The sequence below is a fragment of the Citrobacter sp. Cpo065 genome, from assembly GCF_030332805.1.
Classification (GTDB): Bacteria; Pseudomonadota; Gammaproteobacteria; order Enterobacterales; family Enterobacteriaceae; genus Citrobacter; species Citrobacter portucalensis.
In genome coordinates this window covers 1-18284 of the sequence record NZ_JAOWHC010000021.1, presented here as the reverse complement: position 1 = coordinate 18284, position 18284 = coordinate 1, and the positions used below count along the sequence as shown (strand labels likewise).

The following is an 18284-nucleotide window of genomic DNA, read 5'->3' as shown; positions in this document are numbered from 1 at the left end:
CAGGTCATTGAAAAAGAAGTCGCATCATGCGGGCTGAGCGGAGCCAGCCCGTAAAAATTGCAGGAATACCTGCCATTTCCCGGATGTCGCGTAATGGAGCGCGGGCGACAACGGGTCTTCAGATAACCGACAGAGTTTGTGACGAGGAAATGTGATGATGCCAATGTTTAAAAACCCGCCCCGCGTGAGTATTCATGGCTCCCGCAGTAAATACGGACCGCATCTGTGCCGTACCCCATTGACGCCTTTTTTATGCCATTCCTCCCCGACACGACCCAGGTCTGCTGTACCCACGTTTCGAACGCAGATCTGGACTCGTAGCGGGGAGGAAAACTATGTCGACTAACTCTTCTGCGGATCATTCTGCCCAGCCGGGCAAAGCACAACTGCGTAAATCCCTGAAGCTGTGGCAGGTGGTGGTGATGGGGCTTGCCTATCTCACGCCGATGACGGTGTTTGACACCTTTGGCATTGTTTCGGGTATTAGCAATGGCCATGTTCCGGCCTCCTACCTGCTGGCCCTGGCGGGAGTACTGTTTACCGCCATCAGTTATGGAAAGCTGGTGCGCCAGTTTCCACAGGCCGGTTCGGCTTATACCTATGCGCAAAAAGCGATCAACCCGCATGTCGGGTTTATGGTCGGCTGGTCGTCACTGCTTGACTACCTTTTCCTGCCGATGATTAACGTACTATTGGCGAAAATTTACCTTTCCGCGCTGTTCCCGGGGGTTGCGCCATGGATTTGGGTAGTGATGTTCGTCGCGATCCTCACCGCGGCCAATCTGAAAAGCGTTAATCTGGTAGCCAACTTCAATGCGCTGTTTGTACTGGTGCAGGTGGCGATCATCGTGGTGTTCATTTTCCTCGTGGTGCAGGGGCTGCACAAAGGGGAAGGGGTTGGGACCGTCTGGTCGCTGCAACCGTTTATCAGCCAGAATGCGCATTTGATCCCGATTATCACCGGGGCGACCATCGTCTGCTTCTCGTTTCTCGGCTTTGATGCGGTAACGACACTATCTGAAGAGACGCCGGATGCTGCGCGCACCATCCCGAAAGCTATTTTCCTCACCGCCCTGTACGGTGGGCTGATCTTCATTGCCGCCTCGTTCTTTATGCAACTGTTCTTCCCGGACATTAGCCGCTTTAAAGACCCGGATGCGGCGCTGCCGGAGATTGCGCTGTATGTCGGCGGCAAGCTGTTCCAGTCTATTTTCCTGTGTACCACCTTTGTGAATACGCTGGCTTCTGGTCTGGCGTCGCATGCCAGCGTTTCGCGTCTGCTGTACGTGATGGGCCGCGATAACGTCTTCCCGGAGAAGTACTTTGGTTATGTCCATCCCAAATGGCGTACTCCCGCGTTGAACGTCATCATGGTCGGGATTGTGGCGCTGTCGGCCCTGTTTTTTGACCTGGTGACTGCCACGGCGTTGATTAACTTTGGTGCGCTGGTGGCCTTTACGTTCGTTAATCTCTCCGTGTTTAACCACTTCTGGCGCCGTGAAGGACGCAAGCATACCTGGCAGGAGAAGCTGCACTATCTGGTATTGCCAATGGTCGGTGCCGCCACGGTTGCCGTACTGTGGGTGAATCTTGAGGTGACATCGCTGACGCTGGGTCTGGTATGGGCCGGCGTTGGGCTGGTGTATCTTGCCTGGCTGACCGGACGTTTTCGCAAACCGCCGCCGCAGTTTGACGCCGCGAAATCTGAGCGCGCCTGGGAGTGATGGAAGCTGAATAGGCCGTAGCATTCGGCTGAGTTGAGTTAAAAATGAAACACGGTATGTCGCGGCAAACGGTCGCGGCATACCTGCTTTAATTAAAGTCCCACTTGTTTTAGGGAATAAAAAAACCGGCACGGGAGCCGGTAAGTAAATCAATGTAGGAATATAATTATTATTATAATTACTGAATTATAATTCAGCCAACTCAATAGGAACGGGTTTCCCTATATGGTATCCCTGTAACCAACCAATACCCATCGTAATTAGCATCTTTTCAATTTCCTCATTTTCAACAAACTCAGCGACTACTTCCATGTTTTTGAGTTTTGCTACTTCGCAGAAGGATCTGACGGCGCATCGACTAAATTCATCGGTCAGTATGTTACGGATGAAGGAACCATCAATTTTCAGAATATCTGCGTCTAACGTTCGTAGTCGTGAATAGCTTGATGCTCCTGTGCCAAAATCATCAATAGCAATTTTAGAGCCGGCTTTACGTAGTGCTCTCAGAACATCAGTGACATTAGCGTTGTCAATGATATCTGATTCAATAACTTCAAATATTATACGCTCAGGTGCTATTGAGTATTTTCTAAACAATGTAAAAACATTATCAAGAAAATCAATTTTATTAAGCGAGTCAGGCGTCAGATTAATGGAGAAGTGACTGTTTGGGTCAGATTTCTGCCGTGACTGTATAAAACGAAATGTTTGCTCTATAACAGTGATATCCAGCGCAGGAAGTAATCCTGCCTCGCGAGCAACCGGTAGGATGGTGTCTGGAAAGATTAACTTACCATCAACCATTTTGATCCGAATAAGTATCTCGTGATAACGTGTCAGTCCCGTGGTTGAAACGATCGGCTGAACAACCAGCATCGTTGATACGATGGGTTGAGCCATAAGCTCAAACGACTTTCTGTCAATTGCCTTTTGCAACATATGACGAATGACAGCCTGGCTGACAATTTTATCACCTGGCACTTGCGGGCTGAGTAACAACGGTTGCCCCTGCATTAACGAGATGTAGCTTTGGGTATTAAGATGCTTAATTGCTTGAGATAAATTTTTAATCAGGTTTTTCTCGGTGGTATATGCCACACCACAAGATAGCCCTAATTGGTAGTCCTTCCAGATAAAACGAAAAGAGTTTAGGTCTTTGTAGAGATCAGGAATGTCAGGGACAGCATTAAGGCGAAGAATTATTCCATGACCTGGTGCGTAATAAATGTCACCTGTACCCTTAATCAATTTGCGTATATATGCGCTTAGCGCTTTTACAAATTCAAAACGAAATTCTATGCCGTGAGTTTGCTCCAGCGTATTCAACTCTGTACAACGGATGTAACACAAGCACTCTGTTGCGTGTTTACGGATGTCCATTTGCAGGGCCTGAAAGTTAGGCAGTCCGGTGTTAGGCTCTGATCTAAAAAGTTGTTTGAGGCGGCGGAGATATTTTCGGTTATGAACCACAAGTACACCGGTAACAACAATCGTAATAGAAAAGACAAACACTATCGTGGAGGAAATCACGAGGCTATGTAAATAATTATTATAGTTAGCAGGTGGAATATAACTGTTTATATAATATCCCAACAGGATAAGCATTGTTACCCATACAGGGGATATCAAAGCATGGCCAATACAGATCACTCCCCATAGCATTACTGGAAGTAACCACAGTAATGAATAGTCTGTAAATATAAGAATATCCTCTCTGATGACGATCAAAGCGGACATAATGCACAGTAACAGCACCAGCCATAATACTTGATACAGAATAGGAGGGCCGGATTTTATCAGCGCCTTTACTTGTCTAATGTATAGAATGCACCATGCAGGATTTTGAACGCTTCTAAGCAACAGATAACAAAAAGGGATGCCAGTCAGGCAAGAGTTCATCAGCCACTGTAAGTTAATTAATGTTTGTAGTGTGAAAAGGTTTGCGATCGGTGCAGAGGCTGTGTTCGACTGGAACCAGTGATCAATCGAGATGAATAGTAAGGCGTTGCAACACACGAGCCAGACAATACGCAGGGTTGTAAGCTGGCTACGACCAAAGCTAACCGCGCCTCGTTTGCCTGTCGAGAAAAAGTAGAGTGTCTGGCTAATGAGAGCAGCCAGTAGCTGAGCCGTTAGTGTGAATACCGAAGATAAAGAGTAAGAGTAAAGCGCATACAAGAAAAAGGCAGCCAAAATTGGCAGCGCCTTTTGCCGGTATAAAACCAGCAATGCAGAAATGAGAGGTAAAGTGAGATCGTAAAAATGCAGTGTTATACCCGCAACATCCTCTTGCTTACTGAGATGACCAGCGACCAGCTGTAATGCAAAAAACGCGATGCCGACACAAAAATAGTCTCTAAATGTATTAATGAAATTTATACTTTCCGTTTTTCTTAGCAATATCATCATTCGCAATTCTCAGTGAGTTATCACCGTTCTCGATTTAAGTCATCTACTTAAAACAGGTTAGACTAGAGGTTTGAAATGTGTATTTTTGGATGTTTTCGCTAATTGAAAACCATTCTAAAATATGTTATATGGATTTTTTAAATGTAACCCTCGATAATTTCACTGTGTTTCACAACGCAGGGGAGAACAATCTTTGTGGCTGTACTGATAATAAAAGTTGCGTCAGAAGTCATTATTTAAGACAGAATATACGATCGATAATAACGATCAATATAAATCTTTTGATAGATTTTATCGATAGGTTTAGCAGATCATAAATACCATGAAAGATCGATGAAAGCTATTAAAGTGTTATCTTTTAATGGTATTTATTTCATAAATGTTAATTAAGTGCTTTGTTTATTAAAATTTAACCTACGGAGGCATCTTTCTAAGGGAATCATTCTGTTATTGTCAGGAAAGTGAGTTTCCCCACCTTCCCACAACACACTCAATTGTTAATCATTAACGAGGCTGCTGCTGTGTCGCGCAGTGAATACCGCCGCCACCGGCAGCGATACCGTCGATATTCAACTGAATAATTTCACGATCGGCAAACAGCTCCTGCAAAATAGCATGGGTATTACGATCGGTGCGCTTATCGCCAAATTGCGGTGCAATGACGGCATCATTACACAGATAAAAATTGATATACCCCGCGGAGAAATCATCGCTCGCATAAGTCTGGCGGATGGTAGAAGGTCCTTCCAGCGTGACTACCTCCAACCGTCGGCCTTTGGCATCCGTGGCGGCCCGTAATATGTCCAGATGACGTCGGGTGATCGCGTAATCAAAGGATGACGGATCCTGCTCAAGACCCGCCACCACCGTACCCGGATGCGTGAATCGGGCGTAAAAATCTGTATGGCCGTCGGTAATATCCTTGCCGGCAATACCCGGCAACCAGATGATTTTCTCCAGACCTAGCAGTCGCTTTAGTTCTTCTTCGCATTCGGCTTTGCTGACGCCAGGATTACGGTTGGAGTTAAGCACGCAGCTCTCGGTAATAATCGCCGTGCCTTCGCCGTCCACCTCAATACCGCCACCTTCCAGAGTCAGCACCGAGCGAAGAAACTCGGCCTGAACGTAATCAGTTACGAATTCAGCCACATCGGCATCACGTTCGTGCTCTTGCTTATTCCCCCAGCCATTGAAATTAAATCCCACACCGCCGAGCGTACCGCTGGCGCTTTTCACAAACACCGGCCCGGTGTCGCGGATCCACAGATCGTCTATTGGGTGAACCAGAAGATTGACTGACGGCCCGCACAGACGCGCGGCGAGCTCGCTGTCTTCTTCGCGTACTAACATATTCACGGGTTCAAATGCGGCGATGGTTTTGGCAACTAACGCCAGGTTTTCCTGCACCACCGGTAGCAGATGAGGCTCCCAGATCTCCGCACTGGCACCAAACGCCATCCAGGTTGCCGCATGCGGTGCGCCTTCATCAGGCATTTGCCAGCGGCGGTTCTCTGTCGCGCGGGCAAATTGGCTAAAGCTGAAGCCCGTCATACCAGCGAGTAGCATACTCGTTGAAGTCACCAGGCCTTGTCTGACGAATGAACGTCTTGTCATCATAGGATTAACCTTTGCGTATTTTTACCTGATATCAGATGAGTGAAATAATAATAGGTAATAAATATTCTGCGTATTTTAAATATTGAATAATAAATAAAGTGATTGCGGGTAAATTTCACGCGAAATTTAGCACGGGAGATATACGTTGCAATCTCTTAGTTTTATATAATGAGTGAAATTGGCTACTATTAAAATTTCTCAACTATATATTTATATATAATTTATATTTATCAGCATGAACATATGTCACGCCGTTGGCTCTGAGCCCTCGTCTGGCGGGCCTTGCCGTGGATTGTGATCTGGCCGATTGTTCTGTTGTATTTATTAATGCCATGAACCGTGTGGACTATAGTAAAGATGGCCGTTATTTCTCATCATTAATAACCGTGAGTGGGGGATGTGAATGAAGAAGATACTGATGCTGGTCGGAGATTATGTCGAAGATTATGAAACGATGGTGCCTTTTCAGGCTTTGCAAATGCTTGGGCATCGTGTGGATGCCGTCTGTCCGGATAAAAGTCAGGGTGACTACGTTCAAACCGCCATTCACGATTTTGATGGGGCGCAGACATACAGTGAAAAGCCGGGGCATCGTTTTACGTTAAATGCTAATTTTGCCGAGGCGCGGGCCGCCGATTACGACGCACTGTTGATCCCCGGCGGGCGTGCTCCGGAATATCTTCGACTGAATCCAGATGTCATTAAGCTGGTGCAAGATTTCAACACTGCCGGTAAGCCTATCGCCGCAGTTTGTCATGGGCCCCAACTGTTAGCGGCGGCGGGGGTGTTAGAAAACCGGACCTGTAGCGCTTATCCGGCCTGTGCGCCTGAGGTTCGTCTGAGCGGTGGGCATTATGCCGATATTGGTATTGATCAGGCCCACGTTGATGGCAATCTGGTGACGGCACCAGCATGGCCCGCGCATCCGCAATGGTTAGCTAAATTTGTTGAAGTATTAATGAAGTAAGCGATGATGCGATGAAAAAGTCGGTATAACCTGCCAGGCTATACCGACTGCATATATTATCTCTTCATGAGTGCGAATACGCCCCACCCAATATATTCCCGGGTGAATGCAACGTGGCGCACTGGTGAACTTCTTAATTGTTCTCTGACTTCGGCGGCAAACTCATCGTCCGGATTTGCCTCCAGCCACCGGCGCATCGTCAACCATTTTGCCGCCTCGTATCTGTCCCAACCTTCCTGGTCAGCCAGTACCATTTCAACCACGTCATAACCGAGCAGGTCGAAAGACGAAACAAGTTCTGGCAGAGAAAGAAAATCGGCTACTGAAGTCGCGCCGCAAGCCATAGCGATCTCCTCCGTTGCGGGCATCTGACGCCAGTACGGTTCGCCGATGAGCAGGATCCCGCCTGGTTTGAGACTTTGTTCCAGCTGTTTGATCGTTCCGGCAACGCCGCCGGCAATCCAGGTTGCACCAACGCAGGCGGCAATATCGAATTTTGCTTCGGCGATATAACCTGTTGCATCGGCATGAATAAAACGCACGTGCTCAGTGACGCCCAATTCACTTGCCCGCAGGGTGGCTTGCTCACTGAATAACTGGCTCATATCGATACCAACGCCGGAAATTCCATGATCGCGTGCCCAGGTGCACAACATCTCTCCCGAGCCGCTGCCGAGATCCAGGATGCGGGTTCCTGGGGGCATCCGTAAAACCTGACCTAACGTCGCATATTTTTGCGCGGTGAACGGATTATGAATGCGATGTGCGCTTTCGCTGATCGTAAAAATCTTCGGGATATCCATCTCTCTCTCCTTAGCGATTATCCAGTTGGGCGCGAACGTTGTTCAGCCCGGTGGTATTGATGCGGTAGGGCTGACCATTAACGGATTTGATCAGCTTTTTCGTTCTGAGTTTTTTGAATACGTCGAGCGTGCAGTCGCAGAGCAGTAACCCTTCGCGGCTATAGCATTCGACGGAAATGACGCGACCAGATGCATCGCGGACGTGAGCAATACGACCACCTTTGGCGAGAACGTGTAAGGTACGTTGTTCCTGACGGGATAAATTCATACTGGAAAACCTGTTTAATCATCATGTGCAAAACGTGCAAACACACAGCGGTGTCCGCATTCGATTTCGGCGCATTGATAACCAGTCCGGCCTGAAAAGGTCGGTAAGCTGATTATCTGATGATTACATTCTCCAGCATCAAAGCCTCGGGTTGAGTTGATAGGTATTTACCTGCTGAATCATACCAGCCTGGGCGAGTAGGGGAATCGTTCTGTCGGGAAAATGTGATCTATGACGAAAAATTGCGTTTAGCTTATTTTATAATTTTTTAACTCTCGTTAGCTGAGCGGTGTATAGACATATTAAATTTATTGAATATTCAGACATTGTCAGTAGCGGTATTGGCCGTAATGATGTGTTGTTAGCTCCACTTGCGTCATACTATAGATTAGTGATATTTAATTTTTCCCTATCCTAATTTTGTTTTATTTGATAAATATGTCTTTATTATAAAAAGGATTTTTAATGGTGTTTTCTTTTAATTCTTTTTAGGAATTTTCTTAATGTCGTGAAGTGTGTATACTCAATCCAGCAAGAAGCTCTTCTGTTATCATCAAAACTATAAAAATGTCCTTAACACCCGTATTACCTCTGCCCTGAATCTCTTCTCAGGGGAGAGGTTTTTTTTTGTCTGTGTATAATTTTTATAATCGTCATAAATAGATAATTTAATATTATTGTTCTTGTTGTTTTGCATTAGTGATGACGACAGGTTTTGTGCTGTGAACCATACGGTAATGTTGAAATAGTATCGCTATGAATCTATTTCATGATGAATAGTGTAATCTCATCTTTATTTACAGTGGTATTATATAGTTTTTCTTATAACTGTCTGTTTTTAAGCGTTATGTTAATTCTCGCTTTTGAAGTAATTGTGATTTTGTTCACGGATTTTAGTGCGTTAAGTGGCTATTTGTAGAGAGGTGCAAACGGTTGCATGTTGCTGTTACAGCATTTGTTCATTAAAAAAATATAGCGATGGTATGTCTTGTGTCGGTATCGGGGGCAAGAACCTAAATGATTTTTATTATCCCTTAGACATACGAATTCAGTTTATGACTTCTGTTAGCTTAACACCATGGAAAATGTAGTAAAAAACAGACAGGGAATATGATTTTATCAATCAAAAGGAGTTTTTAATCACTGGTATAATTACTGGCCTTTTTTATCTTCCTTTATATAAATCGTTGTCGTAACACCCATAAAATCAGCGTTCTGGGATGAGCGCTGATTTTATTTTGTTCTCAGATTATTCAACCCACGCTGTATGCAGGTCTTCTCTTGCAGTACCTCGTAAATGATACATTAAAGGATCTCCTGGAATGGATATTGTTGAACGCTTTATTAACTACACGAAAATCAATACCACGACCTCAAGGGAAAATGGTGCTAATGGGATAATGCCTTCTTCACCTGGTCAAATGGAACTGGCAAAACTACTTGCAGTAGAACTTGAAGCATTAGGAATGGATAACATTGAGGTCAGGGATACCGCTATTGTGACCGCGACCTTACCTGGAAATACCGATGACACCATCCCTGTCGTTTCCTTTTTTGGTCATCTGGATACCAGCGCAGAACAGACCGCGGACACAAATGCGCAACGTCTTCACTACAGCGGTGGGGATTTGTGTCTGAACCAGGAGCTGAATATTTATCTGCGTGAAAGTGAATTCCCGGAACTGAAAAATTATATCGGTGATGACCTGCTGGTGACGGATGGTACCAGTCTGCTAGGGGCTGATGATAAAGCCGCCATCGCCGCGATTATGAATGCCCTGGAGTACCTTGTAGCGCATCCGGAGATTAAGCATGGGCCGGTGAAGGTCGGTTTTGTTCCTGATGAAGAGCAGGGATTACGGGGAGCAAAAGCGTTTGATGTTGCGGCGTTTGGCGCTGATTTTGGCTATACCCTGGACTGCTGCGGCATTGGAGAGTTTGTCTATGAGAACTGGAACGCGGGTGATGCGGAAATCATCTTTACCGGCCAGTCCGCGCACCCTATGTCGGCCAAAGGTAAGCTGAAGAACTCTCTGCTGATGGCGCATAAGTTTATTGCGATGCTGCCCGGAGGAGAGGCGCCTGAGTATACGGAAGGACGCGAAGGGTATTACTGGGTAAAACAGCTTCAGGGTAACAGCGCCCGTACGGTACTTAAGCTGGATATCCGGGATTTTACCGAAGAAGGGTATAAGGCGCGTATGGCATATATCCGTCAGCTTGCCGTCAGCACCTGCGCGCTGTGGGGAGAAAACAGCGTGGTCTGCCATTTAACCGATCGCTATGCCAATGTGTTCAATAGTTTGCAGGGCGATGCACACTACCCGATTGATATTGCGTTACGCGCGTATCAGAAGTGTGGCATTACCCCGCAACCTGTCGCCATGCGTGGTGGGTATGATGGCGCAGTGCTATCGCAGAAAGGACTGCCTTGCCCGAATATTTTTACCGGTGCTCATAACTTTCATTCAATTTATGAATATCTACCGGTGCGTTCACTGCGAGCCGCCAGCGATGTGGTGGTAGCGGTCATTGAGGAAACCTTTGCTGAGTTCGCGCAGAGGAGAGCTCAGTCATGATTCAGGTGTTAATTGCCCTACTGGTTATCGTGGTGGTCGCGCGTCTGATACTGAAAGGTTATCGCGCTGAACCCGTGCTGTTCATTGCGGGCCTGGTGTTGATGATTTGTACGGCGTTAACCGGATGGGGTTCTGTATTACCGAAGGGCGTTGCCAGTACGGGGATTTCATTTCTCGATCCTTTCGAGGTGATGCGCGATCTCTTTAGTACGCGTGCTGCCGATCTCGGCCTGATGATTATGGCGCTCATGGGATTTGCGCATTACATGGATCATATCGGGGCAAATGAAGCGGTTGTGCGGGTCGTGACGAAACCTTTGCGCGCGCTGCGTTCGCCCTATGTGCTTCTATTTTTCTCCTATCTGCTCGCCAGCCTCCTGCAGTTGGCCATCCCATCCGCTACCGGGCTTGCCGTGTTGCTGATGGGGACGATGTTCCCCATTATGCTGGGGTTAGGGCTTTCTGCGGCCTCGGCTGCTGGGGTTATTGCCACCTCGCTTGGTGTGGCGTATACCCCGACGGCCATCGATGCTATCAGGGGATCTAAAGCGGTCAATATGGATGTGGTGGAATACGTTGTTTACCACCAGGGACCCGCAGCGCTGGCAACCGTGCTGGTCGTCGGCATCTGCCATTTCTTCTGGCAGCGGCATTGCGACCGTAAAGCGGGGACGCTTCCACGGGAAATCGGTAGCGCTGAGGTGACTGATTCAGGAAAAGCCCCGGCTTTTTATGCGCTTCTCCCGATGCTTCCGATACTGATGGCGGTGGGATCATCGGAAATGTTCGTCAGTGGTATTAACCTGAATATTATCACCATTGTGCTCATTTCAATGGCTGTCTGCATGTTGATTGAGTGGCTGCGGGTGCGTGATTTAAAGTCAGTATGCGAAGGATTCAGCCATTTCCTTAAAGGCATGGGCACCGCCTTTACCGGGGTGGTTGGGCTACTGGTTGCGGCAGGTGTTTTTGCTCACGGGATTAAAGTTATTGGTGCCATTGATCAATTAATCCTGATGGCGGAGCACGTGGGATTACCTCCATTTGCTATGGCGGTGGTGTTTGCGCTGGTGACGCTGGCGGCAGCAATTATTATGGGATCGGGTAATGCGCCATTCCTTGCTTTCGTTGAGCTGATCCCGCAAATCGCGGCAAGTATGGGCGCTAACGCTGTTGCCATGATCCTGCCGATGCAACAGGCATCACATATGGGGCGGGCAATTTCACCGGTTTCCGGCGTGGTGATTGCCGTTTCCAGTGGGGCGAAAATAACGCCATTTGATGTGGTTAAACGTACCGCCGTACCGTTGATTGTGGGCTTTGTAACGCATACCCTGATCATCGGTATTTTCTATTAACTTCGTCTGTAATAAGCAAACTTCCGGGTTGCTGAATGCCCGGTAGTTTGCTTTTTCTGTTTACAGGTCTCATCACAAAAGGTGATATTGATTACTGGTGATTATTATTAACCTTTATCTTTATCGCATTATTCTTATTAGTCATTGTTGAGCCACCCCAGATTAATGATTAATAAGTATGATGTATTATATTTGCACGTTTATTACATAGGGATAAGTTAATCTGGATCATATTTTGGCGATTTTAGTTGTAGTAATTTTTTAATAGAGTAATACAAGAATGACGTGGAATAACAATGATGATTTATTTGGGCAGGTTTAAGTGGTAAGGGATTCTGGAAGAGTTAGTACGTTACGACATCATTATCAGGATGATCTGGAAGCCTTTACCTGGAGTGCGTTAGTCGCAATTGGTATCGCAATAAAGGATCATAAAATCTACTCTAAAATGTCAGAGCATCTATTCATTATGCATTGGCTGGCTATTGCCAAAAAAAGAAAAATCTTTTCGAAGAGCATTGTCAGTGAGCTTCAGTGGTTAATTGATGAGGGGAAGAAAAAAAGCCTCAATGCACAACTTAAATTTAAAATAGAATATTTGTACGCCACATCGAGTGGTGATGTGACAATGCAAAACGACTATTTTAAATTTACTCACACGATTGAAGTGTTGAGAAATAATGGATGGGAGAGCTTTCTGCTCACTCCGGAGAAGTGGCAAGGCCTTCATGAGAGTATTAAGGTCAGAAAAGGTGACTTTATTTTTATGGATGACACCCGGCTTCAGGAGTGCTTTGGCGTGCAGGGGGAGATAGTCAAACCTTTCTGTATTCGAGTGTACGGCGATATTGAGTTTGCAAAGTTAACGTTCATCAAACATAACCTGCCGGTTGAATTTGTGAAACATATTTCGAATGAGTTTTATTACTTCAATTTTCTTTCAGTTAAGTAATGCTTAACTGATATGGGGGACAAATTTCTGTTTGTTCAAAGAGTGTATTGATCTACCTGTGAAATTATCGGATATATACCACGCGCAAAGGACAGCGAATGTTTACTCGAAAGTTAGTGATTACAACTGAATGGATAAGGTTGTCGGATACGCCAGACAATGTGTCCATTTCTTTTCGGGGCGTTCTTGAGATCGGTGAAAGCACGGTTGTACCAGATGGCAACACTCCTTTACTTCGCTTAGAAAATGAAATGGCACCTGTCGCCGTTGATGCGTTGTCATGGGGAAGGGTGCCAGTTGAACGCCAGGAAAATGTTATCGTCTATATTTTCTGAATCCTGGTTTATAAATCCATTAATAATGTTAATGTCGATTTGTTCTTATTTTATTCCTCCCGGTGCAAGATGAGATGTCTGGCTGAACAATTCGTTGGGGATCACATCGCGGGTGAGAGCATTTGTAGCGCGTGTACATTATAAATAATGCCAAACACCGCCACCGCGAGCAGAAACAGGGAGGAGATAAAAACGCTGCGTCTGGCAAACCGCTCTGGCATCCAGCGTTTGAAAACCATGATGTAAAAAGACAGCACCGTAACATCAAAAATAACCCATACCAGCGTTAGCGTCACAATGCTGGTGGTGAAATCTTGCGTAATGGCAATGAACTGGGGAAAAAACGCTACGAAAAACAAAATGTCCTTTGGGTTAGCGACCCCTGTCAGAAATCCATGGATAAGCCCGCTGTTATCGCGTTTTGGCGCACACAGTCCGGGGTTTGAGTCCCTGGCCCGCAGGCCGTTAATCGCCATCACACCGATATACAACGATCCCACAAGACCCAGTACGCCAAGCCATATCGCAGAGATTGAAACCACGCCAGCTAGCATCAGTGCAGCCAGAGCAATCAATACTAAAGAAGCGCCGTTAGTGCCAATCAGCGTGATAAAGGCCCGGCGATAGCCGTGCTGCGACGCGGTGGTGGTAATCAGCGCCACGACAGGACCCGGAGTTAACAGCAGGGTTACTACGCTGAGGCTATAGGCAGCCAGTAAAGTGAAATTCATACCTGATTATCCTGATGATATTTTCCATCAGTATTCCGCCTGCGTGGCGCATTGAAAAACGAATAAAACTGCGCTCTACTGTGAGTAAAACTCAACATAGAAGATGAGAATGACGCTACCTCCGTTGTATGCCCTGAGGGCTTTTGAAGCCGCAGCCCGTCTGGGATCGTTCAGTAAAGCCGCTATTCAACTTAACGTGACGCCGGGCGCGGTAAGCCGTCATATTCGCACGCTGGAGGCATGGTTTGGTTGCGAGCTATTTGTCCGCAGCGGCCCGCGTATCGAGATAACGCCTTCTGGCCAAGGGCTGGCGCAGCAGTTGACGGCTGGGTTTCAGAGTCTGGAACACGCGTGTCATGCCTTTCGCAGCAGCAGTCATGAGCTACGGCTGAAAGCGCCGTCTACGTTGACGATGCGCTGGCTTCTGGACGTGCTGCGTCATTTCCGTGAAGCGCATCCGACCCCGGTTGTCGAAATTTCCAGCGTCTGGATGGATACCGATTCGGTATCCTTCGGTCGTGAACCGTATGACTGTGCGATCCTGTTAGGGAATGGCCATTTTGGTGACGATACCGACAGCCGGTTGCTGTTTCAGGAGTGGCTTATCCCGGTGTGCTCACCCGCACTGCTGGTGCAGGCGCAGCGCGATCTTTCTGCCTGTGAACTGATTCATCCCTCAGCGGATCGCCGTGACTGGCGTCGGTGGCTGCAACGCACCGGGAAGTTTCCGGCGTTGAATCTTGCGCGAGGCAAAGTGTTCGACACCCTGGAGCAGGGCAGTCTTGCCGCGATGAGCGGTCATGGCGTGTCCGTTGCCGACCTGCTGTTAAGCCTGGCGGCCATTCAGGCAGGGATGTTGGCGTTACCGTTTAAAGATGCGGTGGCGACTGACGAGGGGTATTACCTTGTCTGGCCAAAGGCTTCAACACGGCTCAGAAATATTGAGCTGCTGTATCGCTGGTTAAAAGAGGCTGCGCCGTGTGTCTCCTCGGCAGATCTAAACTGGCTGGATTAAGCTGTTTATTCTGCTAATTATCATATTGATAATGGTTCTCATTATTATTGTCGTATTGCGCAGGTAATGGTAATGTTGCTTCAGTTATAAACCGTTAATCCCATTTCCTGTGCAGAAGACAGCATGAACAATACCACCGCCCTGAATGCCTCCGGACGCGTCGCTCGCACTTTCTCCGTCAGCGAGTTTATGGATTTTGGTGAGCGCTACGGGATCGATTACCGCTTTCCCCAGTTGGCACAAAGGCCGGATTTACCGTCTGGCAGCCCTGTTCTGCAAGGTGAAATTGAGGAGATGACTCTCCCATGTGGGATGTGCGTGACGCACTCCGACGTACAGGTATTGCAACCCTACGAAACCACCTCTCGTCACGACAGCCCTCTGTATATGCTGGTGGTACTGGAAGGCTGCGTGATCCTGACGCTTAACGGACAGGAGCACGTGGTGCGCTCCGGCATGGCGTTTAGCTCACGCCTGAGTGAGCACCAGACGATGCGTGCCCGTCATCATGCTGATTGTAAACTGCGGACATTATCGCTCGGTTTGTATCCCGACGGCGCGTGTCGCACGGGGTTGCTCGAATCGTTGATGCGTGAGTGGGAAAGATGCCAGACGCCGACGCTTATCTGGCAGGTGCCGGGGTTTTTACTCAGCGGACTGCGGTACGCGCAGCAGAGTACGATTAGCCATGTTTCTCGTCAGCTGATGTTGGAAGGGCTGATATTACAACTGTTTGGTCATGGCCTCAGCGTGTGTCAGGTCGAGAGCGGTAAACGTCTTGCGGCGAGCGGGGAGCAGCAGCGGCTGGAGGTCGTTCGCCGACTGCTGGAGCAAAGTCCCGAAAATGACTACACCCTTAATGAACTGGCCCAACGCGCAGCGATGAGTCCCAGCAGCCTGCGCAGTAAGTTTCGCGCAGCCTATGGCTGTTCGGTATTCGACTACCTGCGCGATTGCCGTCTGGAACGTGCACGCGGCTATCTACTGGAAGGATATAGCGTACAGCAGGCGGCCTGGATGTCGGGTTATCAGCACGCCACCAACTTTTCTACCGCTTTTCGCCGCCGTTACGGCTTTTCACCCGGTGATTTGCTCAAACTTTGCTAATCCATATTTGCGTTTTACGCACGTGATTTCCTGACAATTTGGCACTGCGCATAGGCAACCTGGCATCCGGCATAGCTATCTCCGCCAGCAAAAAGGTAATAATTCTCACTTACAATTAGACATGCCTTTGGAGATATTCATGTTCGCGAAGACTCGCTTGGCGCTGCTGGTGGGATGGGTTACCGGCAGCGTGGCTTTTCCTCTGCTGGCGCAGGAAACAACAAAAAACGATACGGTGGTTGTCACCTCGCAGATGCAGAGCGGGGCCACGAAGCTTGCCACGCCGGATATTGAAACGCCGCAGTCGGTATCGATCGTTACCCGTGAACAGTTTGAAGAGCAGGGCGCAACCAGCGTGCGCCAGGCCGTCAGCTATACGCCGGGTGTGTACAGCAATCAGATTGGCGCCTCCAACCGCTTTGACTACATCGTGCTGCGTGGCTTTTCTGACGGTAGCCTGGATAACGTCTATCTCGATGGTCTGAAGATGATGGGTGACACCAACTCACACAGCTCGCTGGTGGTCGATCCGTGGTTCCTCGAAGATATCGAAGTCGTACGTGGCCCGGCTTCCGTACTGTATGGCCGTTCCTCCCCGGGTGGCATTGTGGCGCTGACCTCACGTAAGCCGTCGTTTGATGCGGGCGGTGAGGTGAAGCTGTTTGCCGGCAACAATAACCAGCGCGGCGCGGCGTTTGACGTCACCGGGGCACTGGATGATAACGATCGCGTGGCGGCGCGACTGAGCGGGATGACGCGTTACGCGGACTCGCAGTTTGGTCCATTGAAGGAAGAGCGTTACGCGCTGATGCCCAGCCTGACCTGGCGTATCACCGACCAGACGCGTCTGGATCTGATGGCCTATCTGCACCGCGACCCGGAAGGCGGTAGCCACTCCGGTCTGCCGTATGACGGCACCGTGGTTCCGCATTACGGGCAAAAGATCTCCAACACCTTTTACGAAGGCGAGGATGATTACGACAAATACGATCGCCGTGAAAACATGGTGGGCTACAACATTGAGCATATGTTTGATAGCGGTTGGTCGGTGCGGCAAAAGCTGCGCTATCTGCATACCGACGTTGAGCTGAATCAGGTGTATGCGGCGGGCTGGCTGAATGAAACCGAGCTTAATCGCGGTTACTCCGGCTCCGATGAAAAAATGTCGGCGATTACGCTGGATAACCAGCTCGACGGCAGCTTTGATACCTGGCAGGTAAACCACCGTCTGCTGGTGGGGATCGACTATCAGGATCGCAGTAACAATACTACCGGTTACTACGGCGCTTTCCCGCCGATTGACGCTTTTAATCCAGTGTACGGCGCGAAGCCTGATTACATCGACATGTATGCGCGTGAGAAACACAAGCTGCGCCAGACGGGTTACTATTTGCAGGATCAGATGTCATGGGATCGCTGGCGTATTACGCTCGGTGGTCGCTACGATCAGGTCAGCGTTTCTAACATTGATAAGATCAAGGATACTCGCAGCGATCTGGATAAAAACAACTTCAGTACCCGTGCCGCGCTGCTCTATTTATTCGATAACGGCTTTGCGCCGTACGTGAGTTATTCCACTGCCTTTACGCCAACCAGTTTTGCCGATGAGAACGGCAATCTGCTGGATCCGATGAAAGGCAAGCAGTGGGAAGCGGGGCTGAAATATGAGCCGGAAGGACTTAACAGTCAGTTCAGCGCGTCGGTGTTCCGTATCAATCAGACGAATATTGCCACCAAAGAAGAGCCGACCGATCCGTACCGCTCGATTGGGGAAATTGAATCTGAAGGGGTGGAGCTGGAGGCAATTAGCCAACTGACAGATAGCTTCCGTTTGCAGGCGGCGTATACCTATACCGACATTCGCTATAAGAAAAGCAGCCCGGAAGAACAGGGCAAGCGCGCAGTGTACGCCCCGCGTAACCAGGCCAGTACCTGGCTGAGCTACGATGTGAAAAGCGGTCCGCTGGACGGCCTGACGTTGGGTTCAGGCGTGCGCTACGTTAACGGTATTACCAGCGATCGCCTGAATACTCACACCCTGCCGTCCTACACACTGGTGGATATGGTGATTGGTTACGACTTAACGAATATCGGCATTAAAGGGTTGAGCGCGCAGTTGAACGTTAACAACCTGACCGACAAGCGCTACGTTGCAGCCTGTAACTCGCTCTCATACTGCTACTTCGGCGCCGAGCGCAGCATTGTCGGCAGTGTGTCCTGGAAATTCTGATGTTTTAGCCGGATGCGGCGCTGGCGCCTTATTCGGCCTACGGCAGCGTGCAAACCGTAGGCCTGATAAGCGCAGCGCATCAGGCATAGTGGGTTGCGGTCATTGTGTGAAACCGTTCTGCAGACAAATCTGCGCGCTGGCGCCTTATCCGGCCTACAGCAGCGTGCAAATCGTAGGCCTGATAAGCGC

At 48.5% G+C, this 18284-nt stretch carries 14 protein-coding genes; 9 read left to right on the top strand and 5 right to left on the bottom strand.

The window, feature by feature from the left end:
* Positions 1-335 precede the first annotated feature (335 nt).
* Positions 336-1724: an APC family permease gene (locus OGY68_RS05035; protein ID WP_048236023.1), complete on the top strand. Its 1389-nt coding sequence runs from the start codon at positions 336-338 to the stop codon at positions 1722-1724.
* Positions 1725-1910: 186 nt separating this feature from the next.
* On the opposite strand, the gene OGY68_RS05030 is transcribed toward OGY68_RS05035, so the two are convergent.
* Both OGY68_RS05030 and OGY68_RS05025 read right to left on the bottom strand, forming a co-directional pair.
* Positions 1911-4133: an EAL domain-containing protein gene (locus OGY68_RS05030; protein WP_057095108.1), complete on the bottom strand. Its 2223-nt coding sequence runs from the start codon at positions 4131-4133 to the stop codon at positions 1911-1913.
* 504 nt (positions 4134-4637) lie between these two features.
* The gene (locus tag OGY68_RS05025) at positions 4638-5750 is read right to left on the bottom strand and encodes an agmatine deiminase family protein (RefSeq protein WP_286616871.1); all 1113 of its coding nucleotides are present in this window, start codon (positions 5748-5750) and stop codon (positions 4638-4640) included.
* Positions 5751-6153: 403 nt separating this feature from the next.
* Between OGY68_RS05025 and OGY68_RS05020 the strand changes: the two genes are divergently transcribed.
* Positions 6154-6717, top strand: coding sequence for a DJ-1/PfpI family protein (locus tag OGY68_RS05020; RefSeq protein ID WP_003830885.1), 564 nt, complete (start codon positions 6154-6156; stop codon positions 6715-6717).
* Between the two features lie 56 nt (positions 6718-6773).
* Here OGY68_RS05020 and OGY68_RS05015 read toward each other — a convergent pair whose 3' ends face one another.
* Together OGY68_RS05015 and OGY68_RS05010 are read right to left on the bottom strand one after the other, a co-directional pair.
* On the bottom strand, positions 6774-7520 hold the full coding sequence (locus OGY68_RS05015) for an SAM-dependent methyltransferase (RefSeq protein WP_057069183.1): 747 nt from the start codon (positions 7518-7520) through the stop codon (positions 6774-6776).
* A gap of 10 nt (positions 7521-7530) precedes the next feature.
* Positions 7531-7788: a YjhX family toxin gene (locus OGY68_RS05010; protein ID WP_008783846.1), complete on the bottom strand. Its 258-nt coding sequence runs from the start codon at positions 7786-7788 to the stop codon at positions 7531-7533.
* Positions 7789-9110: 1322 nt separating this feature from the next.
* On the opposite strand from OGY68_RS05010, the gene pepT reads away from it, so the two are divergent.
* The 4 genes from pepT (at position 9111) to OGY68_RS04990 (ending at position 13012) form a co-directional block, all read left to right on the top strand.
* Positions 9111-10367 carry a peptidase T gene (gene pepT, locus OGY68_RS05005; RefSeq protein ID WP_057069053.1) on the top strand — a complete coding sequence of 419 codons (1257 nt, stop codon included), beginning with the start codon at positions 9111-9113 and terminating at the stop codon, positions 10365-10367.
* On the top strand, positions 10364-11725 hold the full coding sequence (gene dcuC, locus OGY68_RS05000) for a C4-dicarboxylate transporter DcuC (RefSeq protein WP_057069055.1): 1362 nt from the start codon (positions 10364-10366) through the stop codon (positions 11723-11725). Before pepT ends, dcuC begins: the two co-directional genes overlap by 4 nt.
* A gap of 322 nt (positions 11726-12047) precedes the next feature.
* Positions 12048-12677 (top strand): DUF2913 family protein, encoded by a 630-nt coding sequence (locus tag OGY68_RS04995; protein WP_048226383.1) that lies wholly within the window; start codon positions 12048-12050, stop codon positions 12675-12677.
* Between the two features lie 98 nt (positions 12678-12775).
* Positions 12776-13012: a hypothetical protein gene (locus OGY68_RS04990; protein ID WP_057068598.1), complete on the top strand. Its 237-nt coding sequence runs from the start codon at positions 12776-12778 to the stop codon at positions 13010-13012.
* 101 nt (positions 13013-13113) lie between these two features.
* Here the strand turns inward: OGY68_RS04990 and OGY68_RS04985 are convergent, their stop codons facing one another.
* Positions 13114-13743, bottom strand: coding sequence for a LysE family translocator (locus OGY68_RS04985; RefSeq protein ID WP_048236017.1), 630 nt, complete (start codon positions 13741-13743; stop codon positions 13114-13116).
* A gap of 109 nt (positions 13744-13852) precedes the next feature.
* Here OGY68_RS04985 and OGY68_RS04980 point away from each other — a divergent pair, with 109 nt between their 5' ends.
* From OGY68_RS04980 to foxA, 3 genes are all read left to right on the top strand, one after another.
* A complete protein-coding gene (locus OGY68_RS04980) occupies positions 13853-14758 on the top strand; it encodes a LysR substrate-binding domain-containing protein (protein ID WP_057068596.1) in 906 nt (301 codons plus the stop codon).
* Positions 14759-14881: 123 nt separating this feature from the next.
* Entirely contained in the window at positions 14882-15865 is a 984-nt protein-coding gene (locus OGY68_RS04975) for a helix-turn-helix transcriptional regulator (protein WP_057068594.1), read from the top strand.
* A 121-nt stretch (positions 15866-15986) separates the two neighbouring features.
* Positions 15987-18095, top strand: a complete 2109-nt coding sequence (gene foxA, locus OGY68_RS04970) for a ferrioxamine B receptor FoxA (protein WP_100247269.1) — start codon at positions 15987-15989, stop codon at positions 18093-18095.
* Positions 18096-18284: the final 189 nt, after the last annotated feature.